15 protein-coding genes are annotated in these 18,671 nt (G+C 70.5%); 9 read left to right on the top strand and 6 right to left on the bottom strand.

The features are described 5' to 3' along the window. Positions 1 to 150: 150 nt before the first annotated feature. The gene (gene pepQ, locus U8331_RS12370; RefSeq protein ID WP_481131322.1) at positions 151 to 1,488 is read right to left on the bottom strand and encodes a Xaa-Pro dipeptidase; all 1,338 of its coding nucleotides are present in this window, start codon (positions 1,486 to 1,488) and stop codon (positions 151 to 153) included. Between the two features lie 91 nt (positions 1,489 to 1,579). On the opposite strand from pepQ, the gene U8331_RS12365 reads away from it, so the two are divergent. After that, positions 1,580 to 4,261, top strand: coding sequence for a bifunctional diguanylate cyclase/phosphodiesterase (locus U8331_RS12365; protein WP_481131321.1), 2,682 nt, complete (start codon positions 1,580 to 1,582; stop codon positions 4,259 to 4,261). Here U8331_RS12365 and U8331_RS12360 read toward each other — a convergent pair. The 5 genes from U8331_RS12360 to rph all read right to left on the bottom strand — a co-directional run bounded on the left by U8331_RS12360 (position 4,258) and on the right by rph (position 10,148). Further along, the gene (locus U8331_RS12360; RefSeq protein ID WP_481131320.1) at positions 4,258 to 4,605 is read right to left on the bottom strand and encodes a PilZ domain-containing protein; all 348 of its coding nucleotides are present in this window, start codon (positions 4,603 to 4,605) and stop codon (positions 4,258 to 4,260) included. The two genes, U8331_RS12365 and U8331_RS12360, sit on opposite strands and share 4 nt — an antisense overlap. Continuing rightward, positions 4,602 to 6,848, bottom strand: coding sequence for a DUF1631 family protein (locus U8331_RS12355; protein WP_481131319.1), 2,247 nt, complete (start codon positions 6,846 to 6,848; stop codon positions 4,602 to 4,604). The genes U8331_RS12360 and U8331_RS12355 overlap by 4 nt, the downstream gene beginning before the upstream one ends. A gap of 217 nt (positions 6,849 to 7,065) precedes the next feature. After that, the gene (hemW, locus tag U8331_RS12350) at positions 7,066 to 8,229 is read right to left on the bottom strand and encodes a radical SAM family heme chaperone HemW (RefSeq protein WP_481131318.1); all 1,164 of its coding nucleotides are present in this window, start codon (positions 8,227 to 8,229) and stop codon (positions 7,066 to 7,068) included. 561 nt (positions 8,230 to 8,790) lie between these two features. After that, entirely contained in the window at positions 8,791 to 9,384 is a 594-nt protein-coding gene (gene rdgB / locus U8331_RS12345) for an RdgB/HAM1 family non-canonical purine NTP pyrophosphatase (RefSeq protein ID WP_481132983.1), read from the bottom strand. Between the two features lie 11 nt (positions 9,385 to 9,395). Then, entirely contained in the window at positions 9,396 to 10,148 is a 753-nt protein-coding gene (rph, locus tag U8331_RS12340; protein ID WP_481131317.1) for a ribonuclease PH, read from the bottom strand. 67 nt (positions 10,149 to 10,215) lie between these two features. Here rph and U8331_RS12335 point away from each other — a divergent pair, with 67 nt between their 5' ends. From U8331_RS12335 to U8331_RS12300, 8 genes are all read left to right on the top strand, one after another. Next, positions 10,216 to 11,076 (top strand): YicC/YloC family endoribonuclease, encoded by an 861-nt coding sequence (locus U8331_RS12335; protein WP_481131316.1) that lies wholly within the window; start codon positions 10,216 to 10,218, stop codon positions 11,074 to 11,076. A 2-nt stretch (positions 11,077 to 11,078) separates the two neighbouring features. After that, positions 11,079 to 11,699 carry a guanylate kinase gene (gene gmk, locus U8331_RS12330; RefSeq protein WP_481132982.1) on the top strand — a complete coding sequence of 207 codons (621 nt, stop codon included), beginning with the start codon at positions 11,079 to 11,081 and terminating at the stop codon, positions 11,697 to 11,699. 109 nt (positions 11,700 to 11,808) lie between these two features. Further along, positions 11,809 to 12,108 (top strand): DNA-directed RNA polymerase subunit omega, encoded by a 300-nt coding sequence (gene rpoZ, locus U8331_RS12325; protein WP_481131315.1) that lies wholly within the window; start codon positions 11,809 to 11,811, stop codon positions 12,106 to 12,108. Positions 12,109 to 12,345: 237 nt separating this feature from the next. Beyond that, positions 12,346 to 14,520 carry a RelA/SpoT family protein gene (locus U8331_RS12320; protein ID WP_481131314.1) on the top strand — a complete coding sequence of 725 codons (2,175 nt, stop codon included), beginning with the start codon at positions 12,346 to 12,348 and terminating at the stop codon, positions 14,518 to 14,520. An 81-nt stretch (positions 14,521 to 14,601) separates the two neighbouring features. Then, a complete protein-coding gene (locus tag U8331_RS12315; protein WP_481131313.1) occupies positions 14,602 to 14,985 on the top strand; it encodes a RidA family protein in 384 nt (127 codons plus the stop codon). After that, the gene (recG, locus tag U8331_RS12310; RefSeq protein ID WP_481131312.1) at positions 14,978 to 17,149 is read left to right on the top strand and encodes an ATP-dependent DNA helicase RecG; all 2,172 of its coding nucleotides are present in this window, start codon (positions 14,978 to 14,980) and stop codon (positions 17,147 to 17,149) included. The genes U8331_RS12315 and recG overlap by 8 nt, the downstream gene beginning before the upstream one ends. A 16-nt stretch (positions 17,150 to 17,165) precedes the next feature. Continuing rightward, entirely contained in the window at positions 17,166 to 18,101 is a 936-nt protein-coding gene (locus tag U8331_RS12305; protein ID WP_481131311.1) for a nucleoside hydrolase, read from the top strand. Between the two features lie 80 nt (positions 18,102 to 18,181). Continuing rightward, entirely contained in the window at positions 18,182 to 18,424 is a 243-nt protein-coding gene (locus U8331_RS12300) for a type B 50S ribosomal protein L31 (protein ID WP_036211427.1), read from the top strand. Positions 18,425 to 18,671: the final 247 nt, after the last annotated feature.

The raw sequence follows: 18,671 nt of genomic DNA, 5'->3' as shown, positions 1-18,671 counted from the left end.
GTCGATCGCTCCTGCAAGAACGGGAAAAGCCTGCCCGGTCGGGGTGCCCGGCAGTGGCGCCGGGCAACATGCCTTGCAACCGCATCGCCGGAAACGAAACCGCCCGCGGCCTGGGGACGCGGGCGGCTTCAAAGCGGAGCAGCGTCGGGATCAATCCAGCGCAGCGAACCCTTCGCGGGTGAGGTTGAGCGGGTCGCCGCCGGTGCAGACCACGTCGTCCTCGATGCGGATGCCGCCGTAGGGGCGGAATGCATCGACCTTGCCCCAGTCGACCGCGCCGGCGTGCTCGCCCTCGCGCAGCTCCCGCATCAGCAGGTCGGCGAAGTAGATGCCCGGTTCGATCGTCACCACCGCGCCGGGCTCCAGCACGCGGGTCAGCCGCAGGTACGGATGGCCGTCGGGTTTGTCGATGGTGCCGCCGCGGTCGGAGGCGAGGAAGCCGCCGACGTCGTGCACCTGCAGGCCGATGTAGTGGCCGATGCCGTGCGGGAAGAATTTCGCGCTGACCCCGGTCTCCACCATGGATTCGGGCGCCATGTCGACCACGCCGAAGTCGCGCAGGATCGTCGCCATCTCCAGGTGGGCGTCGAGGTGGATCTGCCGGTAATCCACATTGGCCCGCACCCGGTCGCACAGGCGCTGCTCGGCCGCGTCGACCGCGTCGATCATCGACTGGAACTCGCTGCCGGTGTCGTGGGCGTAGCTGCGGGTGATGTCGCACGCATATCCGTCGTGGCTGGCGCCGGCGTCGATCAGGAAGCTGCGCGGCTGCGCGGGCGGCAGCCGGTCTCGGTCGGTGTAGTGCAGCACCGCGCCGTGCTCGTTGAGTGCCACGATGTTGCCGTAGGGCAGATCGTTGGCATCCTGCCGCGCGGCCTGGCAGTACGCCAGGTGGATGCCGAACTCGCTGGCCCCGGCGCGGAACGCCCGCTCGGCGGCGCGGTGCGCACGCACGCCACGGGCGGTGGCGGCGCGCATCATCTCGATCTCGTACGGCGTCTTGATGGCGCGATGGAACTCGAGGTAGTCCACCACCGCTGCCGGGTTGTTGGGTGCGAAGGCGCTGTCGGGACCCAGCGCACTCTGCGGCTCGCCGAGGATCGCGCACCGCGATTGGTCGCGCGGCAGGTGCTGCAGCGCCTCCTCGGCGGTGCGGATCACCACGATGTCGAAGTGCTCGACCCAGTAGCCGGCCGGCGCTTCGGGCACCACGTGCCAGTAATCGAACGGCTGCAGGTAGATCAGCCGCGGCTTCTCGCCGGGGGTGTGGACCAGCCAGCTGCCCGGGTTGCGGACCAGCGGCGCCCAGGCCTTGAACTGCGGATTGACCGCGTAGGGGTAGTCGCGATCGTCGAACCACTGGTAGTGGACGGACCCGCTCGGCACCACCAGGTGATCGAAGCCGCCGCGCTCCAGTGCTGCCGCGCTGCGTCGTTGCAACTCGTCGACGTGTTGCGTGTATAACATCGGCATCTCTTGGGCGGTCATGGGAGTTCTCTTGCGGGAGAACAAGGATTCTGACGGATTCCCGTCGGGCCCGCAGCCCGGACTCGAGGCGGTCCACGTTGCGCCATTGGGCGTGGCGGCCTGGATCTGGAGCCTCGGCGCACTCCTGCTGGGCGTGGTCCTGTCGATGTGGTTGGCCACTTCGCAGCAGCGGCAGCTCGACGCCGAACAGGGCGACCGGCTGGAGGCCGCCGCCGACGCCGCGACGGCCGCCATCCTCGACCGCCTGCGCGCCTGCGAGATGCTGGCGCGCTCGGTGCAGACCCTGTTCCTGGCCTCGTCGGAGGTCGAGCCGCGGGAGTTCGCCCACCTCTACGCCAACCTGCGCCCGCGCGAACGCCTGCCCAGCCTGCGGGCGATGGCGTATGCCGAGGCGAGACCCGGTGCGGACGGGGACCGGTTCATCACCACGATGGTGGCGCCGCGCAGAGGTAACGCCGCACTGCTGGGGCTGGACGTGGCCAGTCAGCCGCCGAACCTCGCCGCGCTGCTGGCCTCGCGCGACAGTGACCGGCCGGTCCTGTCGGCGCCTTTCGGGCTGGTGCAGGACGAGCCGGCGCAGGGCGAGCGCGTCCAGGCCGGGCTTGTCCTGGACCAGCCCCAAGGCCGACACCCGGGCCGGCAGAACGACGGGCACGGCGTGGCCCGCGCCGGGGTCACCGTCCGCCTGCCGGTGTTCGAGCCGGGTGCGCCGCCGCGGACGGTGGCCGAGCGTCGGGAGCGCATGCGCGGTTCGATCGCGATTTCGTTCAACGTGGCCGAACTCATCGGCAACGCGTTGCCCGCGGAACCCGGATTGACCCACCACGTGCGGGTGGTCGACGTCACCGACGGGCCGGTGCAGCCCCTGTTCGACTCGCACCGCGATGATCACCCTGACGCCGGCCACGAAGCCGGGCGGCTCGTCACGTACGGCAGCCGCCGCTGGAAGGTCAGCCTGCACTCGCTGGAGCGTCCGCTGGCGATGTCGCGCTGGTCGCAGTCGGTGCTGTGGCCCGGGCTGCTCGCCAGCGCGTTGTCGGCGCTGCTGGTGTGGTCCGCGCTCACCTCGCGCCGGCGCGCGCTGGAGGAGGGCTGGCGGATGAGCCGCCGCTTCCGTGAAAGCGAGGAGCGTTTCCGCGTGCTCAACGAACTGCTGCCGGCGCTGGTGCTGCTGGCGCGTGCCGACGGTGGCATCACCTACGCCAACCAGGCCTCGCGGTTGCGGCTGGGCGAGGCGGTGGGCGGGCTCTCGCTGGCCGAGCTCTTCGAGGAGCCGCGCCTGGGCGCGCGGCTGCAGCACGGCGAGCCCGGCGGCGGCGGCCCGGTGGAGGCGGTGCTGGTGAGCGCCAATGGCGACCGCTTCTGGGCCAGTGTGTCGGTGGCACGGGTCGAGGTCGGCGGCGACGACATGCTGCTGATGGTCGCCAGCGACATCTCCGAGCAGCGCCAGCTGACCGAACTGCTCGGTTACCAGGCCAGCCACGACGCCCTCACCGAGCTCTACAACCGGCGCGAGTTCGAGCGCCGTGTCGAGCGCGTGCTCGACGGACTGTCCAGCGGCGGTCCGGCGGCGACGTTGCTCTACATCGACCTCGACCAGTTCAAGCTGATCAACGACACGTCCGGCCATACCGCCGGCGACCAGTTGCTGATCCAGCTCGCCACCACCATGCGCGAACTGCTGGCACGGGAAGAGGCGCTGCTGGCGCGCCTGGGAGGGGACGAGTTCGGCATCCTCGTGCCCGGCCTGCACGACCCGGCGGACGCCGCTGCGCTGGCCGAGCGGCTGCGCGAGCGCATCGACGGCTATGTCTTCGCGTGGGAGCAACGCACCTACACCATCAGCGCCAGCATTGGCGGGGTGGTGCTCGACCAGCCCGGCCAGGTGTTCAAGGACGTGCTCGCGCAGGCCGACACCGCCTGCTACATGGCCAAGGAGAGCGGCCGCAACCGGGTGCATTTCTATTCCGCCAGCGACGACGAGACCGCCCGCCGCCACGGTGAGATGGAGTGGGCCAACCGCCTGCGCTGGGCGGTGGCCGAGGGTCGCCTGCTGCTCAAGTACCAGGAGGTCTGGCCGCTGACCGCCGACCCGGCCGGCCCATACATCGAGCTGCTGCTGCGCTTCCGCGACCAGGACGGGCGGCTGGTGCTGCCCGGTGCGTTCATGCCGGCGGCGGAGCGCTACGGCCTGATGCCGATGATCGACCGCTGGGTGATCGAGACCGCGCTGGCCAACTTCGACCGGCTGCATCCCAGCGGCGAGCGCCTCAGGCTGGCGACGATCAATCTCTCCGGTGCCAGCATCGAGGACGAGTCGCTGGGCGACCTGATCCTCGACCTGCTGCAGCGCCACGGGGTCGCGCCGGAGCGGGTGTGTTTCGAGATCACCGAGACGGTGGCGGTGCGCAACCTGTCGCAGGTCAGCCGCTTCCTCGGGCGGCTGCGCGAGGCCGGTTGCAAGCTGGCACTGGATGACTTCGGTGCCGGCATGTCCTCGTTCGGCTATCTCAAGAACCTGCCGGTGGACATCATCAAGATCGACGGCAGCTTCATCCGCGACCTGCTCAGCGACCCGATGAGCTACGCCATCGTTCGGGCGGTCAACGACATCGGCCACCAGCGCGGGCTCGTGGTGATCGCCGAATGGGTGTCGAGCCCGGCGGTCATGAGCGCGCTGGCCGACATCGGCGTCGATTACGCACAGGGTTTCAGCCTGCACCGGCCGGAGCCGGTGCCGTTCCACCGCGGGCTGGGCGCGCCGCGCAGCTAGCCGGCGCGGCTGGCGAGCGACTGCAGCCAGTGCTGCAGCGGCCGGGCGTGGTCGTCGAGCACCTTGATGAAGCGGAAGCCCATCCAGGTCTGCCCGGCGGCGCTGGCGCGGTCCTGCCACAGCAGGTGCGCACCGACCTCGATGACGTGGCCTCGGTCGCCGTCGACCTCCAGCCGGAACTGGTACAGCGCGTCGTCTACCAGCGCGCCGTGGGCGATCAGCAGCATGCCGGTCTCGGAAATATTACCCAGCCGACCGACCACGGCCTCGGTCATGGTGTCGACGACCTGCACGGTGTCGGGGACGTCGTACCGGTCGGCGCGGCGGTATTCCTCGGTGGTCATCGTGGCTCTCCGTTTCGCTCCGGCCCACGCAGCGCCGACAGTGCGGCGTGCCAGGCGGCGTCGACCAGCCGGCCACGTTCGGCCGGTACCACGCGTGCACGGCCCGCAGTGACCTGCCGCGCGAGTGCCTCGATGTCGGCAGGCACGCCGTCGTCGACGCGCTGGCCGCGCTGGTTCACGAACACCACGTCGCCGGTGCGGGCGCTCGACCACGCCAGCCGGCGCCGCACGATGCCACCCGGTGTCGCGGTATCGAACTCGATCCAGGTGCCCGGCGGCAGGTCGAGCAGGCGTTGCCGCCACGCCTGCTCCTCGGCGGTCAGCGGCTCCGGAGCGGACGCGCGGGCTGCCGGAGCGTCCTCGCCCAGGCGCGTGCGGGCGCGGATCTTCATCGCCAGTTCGGTGCGCGATGCACCCTGCTCCTCGTCCTCGCCGACCGTGCCGGTGAGTACGGCGGTGATCGCATCGGCTTCGGCGCGGTCATGGCCGACCAGCACCAGGGCGCGGGCGACCCGCTCGCCAGTCTGCGCATCGAGCGGTTCGCCGGTGATGCCGGCCGCGACGATCCTTGCGGTGTCGTCGCACCGCTCCTGCCACTCCGGCGAGTCGACGCCGTGCCGCAGCAGGGCCAGCGTCAGCGCGTCCACCCAGGCGTGCTCGAGCACGTTGCCGACAAACCGGGGCGGGGTGCGGTTACCGATCGCCTCGCCGACCACCGCCTGCGCCCGGCGCCGCGCCAGCAGCAGCTTCTCGCGCCCGCGCCCGGCTTCCACCTGGCGCCGTTCGCTGATCTCCGCGCGCTGGGCGACCTTGCGGAAGTGCTGCTGCAGCGACTGGTCGACCGTGGCGAATACCGAAGGGTCCTCGCCGGAGCGCAGGGCGACGCGCTCGACGGCGTGCTGCAGTTGGACCAGCAATTCGGTATCGATTTCCTCCGGGCCGAGCCAGCGCGCACCCGCTTCGGAAACGGCGTTGAGCAGCCGGCGCGCCGGATGCTGCGGATCGACGAACAACCCGGGGTCCTGCAGTGCGACCCGCAACAGCGGAATCTGCAGGCGGTCGACCATTGCCCGGCTCGGGCTGTCCGGGCGGAGCTGGCGACGCACCTCGCGGTGGAACATGTCGGCCAGCTCGAAGGTCTGGTTATCCTCGGGCGACAGCGCGGCGGCATGGCCTCGCTGCAGCCGGCTTTGCGCGAGCAGGGCCTGGCGGATCGCGGCCACGCCCGGCGGCGCGGCCGAGCCGGCGCTGCGGGCCTGCAGCGTGGCCAGGGCGGTTTCGACCTCCGCGGTCGTCAATGCCACCGCCGGCTGCTCGCGGCGGAGCGGTTCCGTCGCCGCGGGGGGCGAGTCCCGTCCGGCCAGCATCCGCCGCAGTAGGGCCACGGTCTCCTCCGAGTCGGCGCGTACCGCGGGATCGTCGCGCTCGCCCCCCTGGCTGCCGGCCCACCCGGTGTACCCACCGCCGCCCGCGCCGGTGCTGGTGCTGGACTGGGTGTCCTCGCCGCGTGCAGGTGTGGCGGTATCGTCGGAGCGCACCGCCCGTCGCGGCCGACGCAACGGCACGTAGGTCAGCCCCGGCAGCACGCGTTCGCGGGCCAACAGGGCGTTCATCGACTCGACGATGGCTTCGTAATCGGGACCGAACTGGCGCTCGAAGGTCCGGTACAGCAGCAGCCGCGTGTCCAGATCGACGCCGAGTTCCGCAGTGGCGGCGCTCAGGTGGGCGGCGGTGCAATGCGGCCCCACCGGCAGGTCGGTGGCGTCGAAGGCCGGGGCGCCCGCCAACACGCCGAAACGCTGGCCGAGCAGCAGCAGCGGCAACCGGCTTCGTCGCGCGAGCCGCTCGGCGATCGAATGCAGCTCGGCGTCCTCGTCGACTTCGGTGTCGTCGACCAGCCGCAGGCCTTCCAGGCGCGTGGTGGGCGGCAACGCCTCGTTGGCCGGCCGCGGATTGCGGATGTCCATCAACGCCGCTTCGAGCCGGCGCAACAGGACGGGCGCGAACCGCCCGCCGTTGACCTGCAGCGCACGCACCGCGGCCAATCGCTGCGCGCGCGCGCTGGGGTCGCGGCTCTGCTCGGCCTGCCGCGCCAGCTCCAATTCCACCGTCACCAGCAGGCGGTCCAGCTCACGCCGGAAGTCGCTCGACAGCGAGGTCAGCAACCGCTGCACGATGTCGTGCACCCGCGGCGGCAGGGCCGGGGGTGACGGCGAGGGGCTCGGCGGCTGGCGATCGGGCATGCAGTCGGCTCCATCCTGTCGGTGGGCGTCCGCCACGGGGGCGGAACGGATTCGAGCCTACCCGTGCCAATGTGAATGCGCGGGCGGCCGCAGGCGTTAACGGCGGTGCCGCCGGGAACTTTAGGCCCTTTTTTGCAGCCGGCTTGCCCGCGGTGAGGGACTGTGCCGCGGACTCAGGTCTCGTCGGCACGGCCGAATCTCATCCGGCCAACGGACTTTACTCCGGAAGGAACAACCCGATGACATCGTTGGCGAAGCGTCGGCCGAGTTCGGTCGGCCGGACGTGGCCGTCGTCGATGCGCAGCCAGTCCCGCTCGATGGCTTGGTCCAGGCGGGGCTGGATGCTGGCCACGGGGAGGCCGGTGCGCTTTTCGAACAGCGCCAGGTCGAAGCCGTCGATCAACCGCAACGCGTTGAGCATGAACTCGAACGGCCGGCGCGCCGGCTCGATCCGCTCGTCGCCACCCATCGCGGCCTCGCTGCCGGCGTCGGCGAGGTAGCGCGTCGGATGCTTGTGCTTCCAGCGGCGCAGGATCGACCCGTCGTGGCCGAGGGCGATCTTGCCGTGGGCACCGGCGCCGATGCCGAGATAGTCGCCGTAGGTCCAGTAGTTGAGGTTGTGCGCGCACTCGCGGCCCGGCTGTGCGTAGGCGCTGACCTCGTACTGGCGGTAGCCGGCATCGGCCAGCATCGCCTGGCAGCGCTCCTGCATGTCCCAGCCGAGGTCGTCGTCGGGAATGCCGGCCGGCGGACGGGCGGCGAACACGGTGTTGGGTTCCAGTGTCAGCTGGTAATGGCTGACGTGCGTCGGCTGCAGGGCGAACGCGCGTTCGAGGTCGCGTTCGGCCATCGCCAGGTCCTGGCCGGGCAGGGCGTACATCAGGTCGAGGTTGAAGTTGTCGAAGCCGGCGTCCTGCGCGAGCTTGACCGCGGCCTCGGCCTCGCGGCTGTCGTGGATGCGGCCGAGGCGTTGCAGGCAGCCGTCGTCGAAGCTCTGGATGCCGAAGCTGAGGCGGTTGACGCCGGCGTTGCAATAGCCGTCGAAGCGGCCGTGCTCGGCGGTGCCGGGGTTGGTTTCGAGGGTGATCTCGCAGCCGGGGGCGAAGCGCAGGCGGCTGCTGGCGCCCTGCAGGAAGCGATCGATGAAGTCCGGCGGCATGAGGCTGGGGGTGCCGCCGCCGAAGAAGACGGTCTGGACGGTGCGGCCCCAGACGAGGGGGAGGTCGTGGTCGAGGTCGGCGAGGAGGGCATCGACGTAGGCGGCGAAGGGGAGTTCGCCGCGGCCTTCGTGCGAGTTGAAGTCGCAGTAGGGGCATTTGCGAACGCACCACGGGATGTGGACGTAGAGGGAGAGGGGGGGCGGGGTCAGGGGCTGGCTCACGTGGCAATTGTCCCACTTGGCGGTGCGCGCGGGCTTTTGGTGGGGCGGGTGAGGGTGAAAGCTGAAGGGCGGAGAGCGAAGAGCGAAGAGCGAAGAGCGGCTTCGGATGGGGCGCGCTGCGTGGCGCGGGCGGCGGGGGAGTTGGCTCCGCCCCTCGGTCGGGACGTCCTGTCCCGACTCGGGGCCGCAGGCCATCCATGGCCTGCTCTCCGCAACTCCCCCGCCACCCACGCCACGCGTGCCGTTGCGTTTCCTTCGGGAGGGAGGACCGGGCCGCTGCCGTGAGGAGACGAGCTGCGTCGACGATGGCGACATCGGCAAGAGCAGAGACGCAACTGTCAGATCAGCCACGCCTTTGTAGGAGCGGCTCCAGCCGCGATCCGAGAACCGGTACTGGCGGGGCCCGATCTACCCGCTTTCCCCACAAGCTCCAGCGACCCATCAAAGCGCCTGTCGGGTAGCCCGCACACCAAGCGAGTATCGGGGAGCGACTGTGCGGACTACTCGACAGGCGCCCCTGCGATTCCTTCCAGCCGTTCTACCCGGTCGACGCAAACCCGCTCAGCTACGCGCAAGTTGCTCTTGAAGGATCGCCAACGCCTTCCCGCGATGGCTGGTGCGGTTCTTGGTCGCTGGGTCGAGCTCCGCCGCTGTCAATCCGGTATCCGGATCGAGGAACAGCGGGTCGTAGCCGAACCCGCCAGTGCCGCGCGGGGCGGTAAGGACGCGGCCGTGCCATTCGCCCTGGGCGATCAGCGGACGCGGGTCGTCGGGGTGGCGCAGCAGGGCGAGGGTGCAGTGGAAGTGCGCGCCGAGGCGGTCCTCGGGGATGTCGGCAAGGGCGGCCAGCAGCTTGTCGATGTTGCGCTGGGCATTGCCGGGCTCGCCGGCGTAGCGCGCCGAATACAGGCCGGGGGCGCCGCCGAGGGCGTCGACGCACAGCCCCGAGTCGTCGGCCAGTGCCGGCAGGCCGGTCACGCGGGCGGCGTGGCGGGCCTTGAGCAGGGCGTTCTCGACGAAGGTCAGGCCGGTCTCGGGGATGTCCTCCACACCGAGCTCGCCCTGCGCGACGAACTCGAAACCGGCCTCGCCGAGCAGGCGGTTGAACTCGGCCAGCTTGCCGGCGTTGCCGCTGGCGACGACGATCCGGCGCAGCCCCGGCGCGTTCACCCGGCCAGCGCCTCGCGCTGCGTTTCGACCAGCCGGGCGATGCCGAGCTCGGCCAGCGCGGTCATCGCGGCGAGCTCGTCGCGGCGGAACGCGTGGCCCTCGGCGGTGCCCTGCAGCTCGATGAAGCCGCCGCCGTCGTTCATGACCACGTTCATGTCGGTGTCGCAGTCGCAGTCCTCGGCGTAGTCGAGGTCGAGCACCGGCACGCCGCGGTAGATGCCGACTGACACCGCGGCGATCGCGCCGAATACCGGCGAACGCCCGTTGGGCACTTTGATCGCGCGCGAGGCGACCAGCCCGTTGATCGCGTCGACCAGCGCCACATAGGCGCCGGTGATCGCGGCGGTGCGGGTGCCACCGTCGGCTTGGAGCACGTCGCAGTCGAGGGTGATGGTGCGTTCGCCGAGCAGCTTGCGGTCGACGCAGGCGCGCAGCGATCGGCCGATCAGGCGCTGGATCTCCAGCGTGCGGCCGCCCTGCTTGCCGCGTGCGGCCTCGCGGTCGCTGCGGGTGTGGGTGGCGCGCGGGAGCATGCCGTACTCGGCGGTGACCCAGCCTTCGCCCTTGCCGCGCAGGAACCCCGGCACGCGGTTCTCGACGCTGGCGGTGCACAGCACCCGGGTGTCGCCGAAGCTGACCAGCACCGAGCCTTCGGCGTGGCGGGTGAAGCCGCGTTCAATGCGCACTTCGCGCAGCTGGTCCGGCGCGCGGCCGCTGGGTCGCGTGAACGCGTTGCTGCCGTCTGTCATGGCGCCGATTACCGTCTTGGGGGCGCGCGAGTTTACCATTCGCCCCTTGTCGGCCTTGGGATTCACGATGATCCGCAGCATGACCGCCTTCGCCAGCGGCGAGCGCGCGACGCCTTGGGGCACGCTCGGGTGCGAGCTGCGTTCGGTCAACCACCGCTTCCTCGAGATCGGCGTGCGCCTGCACGACGACCTGCGCGCGCTGGAGCCGGTACTGCGCGAGCGCATCGCCGCGCGCATCGGCCGCGGCAAGCTCGATTTGACCCTGCGCCTGCGCGCACCGGAAGGCGAGGGCGGCCTGCACGCCAACCTCGGCCGCCTGCGCGAGCTCAGCGAACTGGCGATCGACCTCGACGCGCGCTTTCCCGGCCTGCATACCGAGTTCACTCAGCTGCTGCAGTTCCCCGGCGTGCTGCAGGCGCCGGCGACCGATTCGGACGCGCTGAAGGCCGAGGCGCTGGCGCTGCTGGACGAGGTGCTCGACGAGTTCGTTGCCGCGCGCGAGCGCGAGGGCGCCAAGCTCGCCGCGGCCATCAACGAGCGCGTCGACGGCATCGCCCGCATCGCCGCCGAGGTGCGCGAGTTGATGCCGCGGATCCGTGCCGGCCAGCGGGCCAAGCTCGAGGCGCGGCTGGCCGACCTCGCCCAGCCTGCCGATCCCGGGCGGCTGGAACAGGAGCTGGTGATCTGGCTGCAGAAACTCGATGTCGACGAGGAGCTCGACCGGCTCGACTCGCACGTCGCGGAGGCGCGGCGGGTGTTGAAGCTGCGCGAGGCGGTCGGCCGCCGGCTCGACTTCCTGCTGCAGGAGTTCAACCGCGAGGCCAACACGCTCGGCTCCAAGTCGGTCGACGCACGCAGCTCGGCCGCGGCGGTCGAGCTCAAGGTGCTGATCGACCAGGTCCGCGAACAGGTGCAGAACATCGAATGACCATGCGCGGAACCCTCTATATCGTCGCCGCGCCGTCCGGCGCCGGGAAGTCGAGCATCGTCAACGCGGTGCTCGTGCGCGATCCGAACATCTGCCTGTCGATCTCGTTCACCTCGCGCGCGCCGCGGCCGGGCGAACGCCATGCCGAGCACTACCACTTCGTCGAGGCCGGCGAATTCGAGCGCATGGTCGAGGCCGGCGACTTCTTCGAACACGCCCGGGTCCACGGCGACTGGAAGGGCACCGCGCGGCAGTCGGTCGAACCGCAGCTGGCCAGCGGCAAGGACGTGCTGCTGGAGATCGACTGGCAGGGCGCGCGGCAGGTGCGGGCCAAGGTGCCCGGCGCGGTCAGCGTGTTCATCCTGCCGCCCTCGCGCGACGCGCTGGAGCAGCGCATGCGCGCGCGCGGCCAGGACAGCGAGGCGGTGATCGCCCAGCGCATCGCCGCCGCGCGCGAGGAGATGTCGCACTACGGCGAATTCGACTACGTCATCGTCAACGAGCACTTCGCCACCGCCGTCGACGAGATGTGCGCGATCTTCACCGCCAGCCGCCTGCGCCGCGAGGCCCAGGTCGCCCGCCACGGCCGCCTGATCAGCCAGCTGCTGGCCAGCGAGCCGTAGCTCCTAAGTCATTGATTGGAAAGTCGATGCTTGCCTGTCGGCGGGTGCTCGGCTACACTCCCGTCCCCTTTGTATCCGCATTGACGGCCGCCAGGCCGCCGGGAGCCCCATGGCCCGCATCACCGTAGAAGACTGCCTGCAGGTGGTCGACAACCGTTTCGAACTCGTCATGATGGCCGCCAAGCGCGCCCGCCAGCTGGCCAACGGCGTCGAGCCGCAGCTGGACAACACCGAAGCCAACGACAAGCCGACCGTGCTCGCCCTGCGCGAGATCGCCGCCCGCCAGATCAACGCCGAGTACGTCGACGCTGTGGAAAAGGCCGAGCGCGAGCGCAAGGAGCGCGAAGCGCTGGAGTGGGCCGCCGCCGAGGTGGTCGCCGACGACGACCTGTCCAAGGGCGACGACTGAGTCAGCCCGGTACGGCAGGTGTCCGGAGCCCCGCCAAGTGCGGGGCTTCTGCTTTTCGGGGCCTGCCGCGGAGTGTTCACCCCGAAAAGGGCGGTTGCGCGTGGCGCCCGGCGGTCCTGGCTCTGTCGCAAGGTGTGTCCCGCTTTGGCGATGGGCTTTCCGCACCGATGAACGAGGTCGCTGACTCGGGAAGAACGCGCATTGCGCCTTGCCGCGCCCGACGCGTAGATTGACCCGATGACCCCGCTTGAACCCGCCCTGAGCCTGCCCGTAGCCGACGAAGACACGCCGCCGGACTACCTGCGCGAGCTGGAACAGGCGGCGGCTTACCTGCCCGAGCCGCAGCGCGCTCTGTTGCGGCGTGCCTGGGCGGTGGGGGCGGCGGCGCACGCGGGGCAGACCCGCAAGTCCGGCGAGCCGTACATCACCCATCCGGTTGCGGTGGCCCGGGTGCTGGCCGACCAGGGCTTGGACGTCGAAACCCTGATCGCGGCGATCCTGCACGACACCATCGAGGACACCCCGCTGACGCGCGGCTGCATCGCCGTGGAGTTCGGCGAGACCGTGGCCGAACTGGTCGATGGCGTCACCAAGCTCGACAAGCTGCACTTCCGCGACCGCCAGGAGGCCGCGGCCGAGAGCTTCCGCAAGATGCTGCTGGCGATGTCGCGCGACCTGCGCGTCATCCTGATCAAGCTCGCCGACCGCCTGCACAACATGCGCACGCTCGGGGCCAAGAACGCCGAATCGCGCGCGCGCATCGCCCGCGAGACGCTGGAGATCTACGCGCCGATCGCCCAGCGCCTGGGCATGAACCTGATCAAGGCCGAACTGCAGGACCTCGGCTTCCGCGCGCTGTACCCGTGGCGCCACGCGGTACTGGAAAAGCGCATCCGCACCCAGCCGGTGGTGCGGCGCGAGGCGCTGGTGCAGATCGAGGCCAACCTCGCCCAGCGCCTGGCCAAGGAGAAGCTTTCGCACCGGCTGATCAGCCGGGTGAAGTCGCCCTGGAGCATCTACACCAAGATGCGCGCCGAACATAAGAGCTTCACCCAGGTCATGGACGTGTTCGGCTTCCGCATCGTGCTGCGCAGCGTGGCCGACTGCTACCACGCGCTGGGCGTGGTGCACGCCACCTACAAGCCGCTGGACGCGCGGTTCCGCGACTTCATCGCCATTCCCAAGGCCAACGGCTACCAGTCGCTGCACACGGTGCTGTTCGGGCCCTACGGCTCCCCGGTGGAGGTCCAGCTGCGAACCGAGGAAATGGACCTGATCGCCGAGAAGGGCATCGCCGCGCACTGGTCCTACAAGGACGGCAGCGAGGGGCCGAACAGCGCGCAGAGCCGCGCCCACAGCTGGATCAGCGGGCTGGTGGAGACCCAGCACGCGACCGGCTCGTCGCTGGAGTTCCTCGAAAACTTCAAGGTCGACCTGTTCCCCGACGAGGTCTACCTGTTCAGCCCAAAGGGCGACATCCTGTCGCTGCCGCGCAACGCCAGCGCGCTCGATTTCGCCTACGCCGTGCATACCGACGTGGGCAACCAGGCGGTCGCGGCGCGGGTGGACGGCAAGCTGGTGCCGTTGCGCACGCGCCTGGCCAACGGCCAGCGGGTCGAGATCATCACGGCCCGGTCGTCGATGCCCAAGCCGCAATGGCTCGAATTCGTGGTCTCCGGCAAGGCGCGCACGTCGATCCGCCAGCAGCTCAAGCACATCGAGCACGAGGATGCCGTGCAGCTCGGCCATCGCATGCTCGACCGCGCGCTCGAGGCACTCGCCACTTCGCTGGAACGGGTGCCTTCGACCCGCGTCGAGGCGTATCTGCAGGAGCACAGGTATCCGCGACTGGAAGCATTGCTGGCCGACATCGCGCTGGGCAACCGCATGCCGAGCCAGGTCGCCATGCAGCTCGCGCGCGAGCCCGGCGCGCGGGCGGGCCAGCGCAAGCCCGGTCCACTGCCGCCGAGCCGCGACCGGATCCTGATCACCGGCGCCGAACGCGGGGTGATCAGCTTCGCCAACTGCTGCCTGCCGGTGCCGGGCGACGAGATCATGGGCTACCACACCGCCGGCAAGGGCCTGGTGGTGCACCGGCTCGACTGCCCGAACGTCGCCGACTACCGCAAGTCGCCCGACCGCTGGGTCGCGATCGGCTGGGACCGCAAGGTCAGCGGCGACTTCAGCGCGGCACTGCGGATCGAAGTCGACAATCGCCCCGGCGCGCTCGCCCAGGTCGCCGCGGCGATCGCCGAGGCGGAGTCCAACATCGACCGGGTCGAATACCTCGAGCGCGATACCCATATCGCGGTGCTGCGCTTCTCCATCGAGGTCGGCGACCGCCGCCACCTCGCCAACGTGATCCGTCGCGTGCGCCGGCTCGGCGTGGTGGTCGGCGTCCAGCGCATGTAGCGGCGCGCCGCCCCGGCGGTCTTTGGCAGGCCGCGGCGGCGGCTCCTACAATGCGACCCCACCGAACCCGCCGGAGCGCGCATGTCCCGTACCCCGATCCACACCGACCAGGCCCCGGCCGCGATCGGTCCCTACTCGCAGGCCGTCCGCATGGGCGACACGGTGTTCCTGTCGGGCCAGATCCCGCTCGACCCCGCCACCGGCGAACTGGTCGGCGGCGACATCGGCGCGCAGGCGCGACGCGCGTTCGACAACCTCAAGGCGGTCTGCACCGCGGCCGGCGGCTCGCTGGACCGGGTGGCCCGGCTGGGGCTCTACCTCACCGACCTTGGCGATTTCGCCACGGTCAATGCCGTGATGGCCGAGTATTTCGATGCGCCGTATCCGGCGCGCTCGACCATCCAGGTCTCGGCGCTGCCCAAGGGCGCCGCGTTCGAAGTCGACGCCGTCCTGGTCGTTGGCTAGACGCAGCGCCCGCATCGCCGCGCCGGCGCTGGCCGCGATCGGCGACAGCCCGCTGACGGCACTGCCCGGCTGCGGGCCGAAGCTGGCCGAAAAGCTCGCCGCACGCGGGCTGGCCACCTTGCAGGACCTGTGGCTGCAGTTGCCACGTCAATACGAGGACCGAACCCGGCTGACCCCGATCCGTGCGCTGCAGCCCGGCGTGGCGGCACAGGTGGAAGGGCGGGTCGAGGCGGTCGAGCGCGGCTTCCGCTACCGGCCCATGCTGCGGATCGCGGTTGGCGACGATTCGCATGCCACCGTGGTGCTGCGCTTCTTCCACTTCCGTTCGGCGCAGGTCAACCAGTTCCGGCCCGGTGCCCGCATCCGCTGCTACGGAACCCCGCGGCCCGGGCAGCACGGACTGGAGATCGTCCATCCGGGTTACCGAATCCTCGATGATGCGGCCGACGACCCCCTCGGCGACCGGCTCGACCCGGTCTATCCGTCCATCGAAGGGATCGGGCCGGCCTCGCTGCGCCGGCTGATCGGCCTGGCGCTCGACCGCCTACCCGATGACGATGCGCTGGAGTTGTTGCCCGCGCACGTCCGCCACCCTCTCCGGCTGCCGTCGCTGCGCGAGGCCCTGCTGATGGTGCACCGGCCAGCGGCGGACGCCGACCTGGCCACGCTGCTCGCCGGGCGCCACCCCGCCCAGCGCCGGCTCGCGCTGGAGGAGCTGCTGGCCCATCACCTGAGCCTGCGGCGCCAGCGCATCGCCCAGCAGGCAAACGCCGCCCCTGTGCTGGACGACGCGGGGCTGGCCACCCGCTTGCGTAACGCGCTGCCGTTCCAGCTCACCGCCGCGCAGCAGCGCGTGTTCGGGCAGATCCTTGTCGACCTTGCGCGGCCTTCGCCGATGCTCCGGCTGGTGCAGGGTGACGTGGGCAGCGGCAAGACCGTGGTCGCGGCGCTCGCGGCGATGCTCGCGGTGGCCGCCGGGCGCCAGGCGGCACTCATGGCGCCCACCGAACTGCTGGCCGAGCAGCATCTGGTCAATCTGCGCAGCTGGCTCGAGCCGCTTGGCGTGCGGGTGGCATGGCTGGCCGGCAAGGTCACCGGGCGTGCCCGCGCGAGCGTGCTGGAGGCGGTGGCCGCGGGCGAGGCGCAGGTCGTGGTCGGTACCCACGCACTCATGCAGGAGGGCGTCGTTTTCAATGATCTGGCCCTCGCCATCGTCGACGAGCAGCATCGCTTTGGCGTGCACCAGCGCCTCGCCCTGCGCGACAAGGGCGCGGCGGCCGACCCCATCGCCGGGACACTCGCCGCCCGACACACCGTGCCCCACCAACTGGTGATGACCGCCACGCCGATTCCGCGCACGTTGGCGATGTCGGCCTACGCCGACCTGGACGTGTCGGCGATCGACGAGCTGCCACCCGGCCGTACCCCCGTGCATACGGTCGCGTTGAGCGCCGAACGCAGGCCGGAGCTGGTCGAACGCATCCGCAGCGCCTGCGCCGACGGCCGGCAGGCGTACTGGGTGTGCACCCTGATCGACGACCCGGAGGAGTCCGACAAGCCCGGCGCCGCGATGAAGGTCGAAGCCCAGGCCGCGCAAAGCACGTTCGAGGCCTTGTCGGCGCAACTCCCGGGGCTGCGTGTGGGGCTGGTCCACGGACGGCAGAAGGCGGCCGAGAAGCAGGCGACGATGGCTGCGTTCAAGGCCGGCGACATCGACCTGCTCGTGGCGACCACGGTGATCGAGGTCGGCGTCGATGTCCCCAACGCGTCGCTGATGATCATCGAAAACGCCGAGCGCCTCGGCCTCGCGCAGTTGCACCAGCTGCGCGGCCGGGTGGGACGCGGCCGCGCGGCGTCTAGCTGCGTGCTGCTGTACCGGGCGCCGTTGTCGCAACTGGCCCGGCAACGGCTGGAAACCATGCGCGAGACAAACGACGGTTTCCTGATCGCCGAGAAGGACCTGGAGCTCCGCGGGCCGGGCGAACTGCTGGGCACGCGCCAGACCGGACTGGCCGGATTCCGGCTCGCCGATCTGGCCCGCGATGCCGACCTGCTGCCGCAAGTCCACGCGATCGCCGAACGCCTGCTGGGCGAATCACCTGCCGCCGCCGACGCGATCGTCGCGCGCTGGGTCGGCAGCGCGGTCCGCTACGCCGGCGCCTGACGGGCATAATCGACGCATGACCGACAAGATCCCGCTGCTGATCGACACCGACCCCGGCGTCGACGACGCCCTCGCGCTGCTGATGGCGTTCAACGATCCGGCCCATGACGTCGTCGGCCTGACCATCGCCGCCGGCAACGTGGGCCTGCAATACACCGTCGCCAACGCGCTGAAGCTGTGCGAGGTGGTCGGCGCCGACGTGCCGGTGTTCGCCGGGTGCGCGGCGCCGCTGCTGCACCTGGCCGAAGACGCCGGCTACGTGCACGGCCGCGACGGTTTTGGCGATGTCGGTTTCAAGCCGGCGGTCCGCGGCGCCGAAGCCGAGCACGCGGCGCTGGCGATCCTGCGGCTGTCGCACCGCTACGCGGGCAAGCTGCTGCTGGTCGCCCTCGGGCCGCTGACCAACGTCGCGCTCGCGCTCAAGCTCGACCCGACGCTGCCGCAGCGGGTCCAGCGTCTGGTGGTGATGGGCGGCGCGGTGACCGGCCGCGGCAACACCAGCGCGGTCGCCGAATTCAACATCGGCTTCGATCCCGAGGCGGCACACATCGTGTTCGATGCATTTCCCCGGATCGACCTGGCCGACTGGGAAGCCGTGCTCGAACACGGCTTCCTGCACGCCGATGTCGAGCGCTGGCTTGCGTGCGGCACCGCGCGGGCGACGTTCTACGAGCGCATCTCGCGCAAGACCCGGCAATGGTCCGGGGACAGCCGCGGCGATCGCTGGCACTCGGCCGATGCACTGGCGATGGCCTTCGCGCTGGAGCCGGCGGGGGCACTGGAGATCGCCGAGCGCCCACTGGCGATCGAGCTGTCGGGCCGCCACAGCCGCGGTGCCACCGTGGTCGACTGGCAGCGGCGGGGCGGTGGCGCGGACAACGCGGCGATCCTGATGCGGTACGACCAGATCCGTTTCGAGCGCCTGATCGAGGCCGCCCTCGGGGCCGGGTAGCGGGCGTGGATCGGACTTGCGCCGGGCCGGGAGTGCCCGCTATACTGCCGCGCTTCCCTCCGCATAATTGGTGAGTGCCAATGAAAGCCGGCATCCATCCCGAGTACCGCGAAGTCGTGTTCCAGGACGTGACCACGGACTTCCAGTTCCTGACCCGCTCGACCCTTGGCAGCAAGGAGTCGGTCAAGTGGGAGGACGGCAACGAGTATCCCCTGATCAAGATCGACATCTCGTCGGCCTCGCACCCGTTCTACACGGGCAAGCACAAGATCATGGATACCGGCGGTCGCGTGGACAAGTTCCGCAAGCGCTACGCCAAGTAAGCGCCGTACCGCACGTTGTCGCACGACGGCCGCCGCAGGGCGGCCGTTGTCGTTTTCAGCGGATCCGGCCGCAATCCGCACTTCGATTCCGGACGCAATCCCGTTGCGGGAACGGAGCCGTTGCGCCGGGGCCGCGGGACCATGCGCCAAGGCATTGTGCGATAATCGACGCATCGCGGCGCAGCCCGCGACCCTCTGCCCACCCCGTCCGTTCGCCGACGCAAGGTCGCGAGCGCGCAGAAACGAG

It is taken from the genome of Lysobacter sp. CC-YZS074 (assembly GCF_056739745.1).
The sequence above is the reverse complement of the archived record's forward strand: the minus strand, read 5'-3'. Positions and strand labels throughout refer to the sequence as shown.

Bases quoted from the DNA above. Each gene is read 5' to 3' on its own strand.
- rph (WP_481131317.1), bottom strand. From the start codon at position 10,148: ATGACAGACGGCAGCAACGCGTTCACGCGACCCAGCGGCCGCGCGCCG.
- pepQ (WP_481131322.1), bottom strand. From the start codon at position 1,488: ATGACCGCCCAAGAGATGCCGATGTTATACACGCAACACGTCGACGAG.
- U8331_RS12315 (WP_481131313.1), top strand. From the start codon at position 14,602: ATGTCCCGTACCCCGATCCACACCGACCAGGCCCCGGCCGCGATCGGT.
- U8331_RS12355 (WP_481131319.1), bottom strand. From the start codon at position 6,848: ATGCCCGATCGCCAGCCGCCGAGCCCCTCGCCGTCACCCCCGGCCCTG.
- gmk (WP_481132982.1), top strand. From the start codon at position 11,079: ATGCGCGGAACCCTCTATATCGTCGCCGCGCCGTCCGGCGCCGGGAAG.
- U8331_RS12300 (WP_036211427.1), top strand. From the start codon at position 18,182: ATGAAAGCCGGCATCCATCCCGAGTACCGCGAAGTCGTGTTCCAGGAC.
- U8331_RS12360 (WP_481131320.1), bottom strand. From the start codon at position 4,605: ATGACCACCGAGGAATACCGCCGCGCCGACCGGTACGACGTCCCCGAC.
- U8331_RS12320 (WP_481131314.1), top strand. From the start codon at position 12,346: ATGACCCCGCTTGAACCCGCCCTGAGCCTGCCCGTAGCCGACGAAGAC.
- rpoZ (WP_481131315.1), top strand. From the start codon at position 11,809: ATGGCCCGCATCACCGTAGAAGACTGCCTGCAGGTGGTCGACAACCGT.
- U8331_RS12335 (WP_481131316.1), top strand. From the start codon at position 10,216: ATGATCCGCAGCATGACCGCCTTCGCCAGCGGCGAGCGCGCGACGCCT.
- U8331_RS12305 (WP_481131311.1), top strand. From the start codon at position 17,166: ATGACCGACAAGATCCCGCTGCTGATCGACACCGACCCCGGCGTCGAC.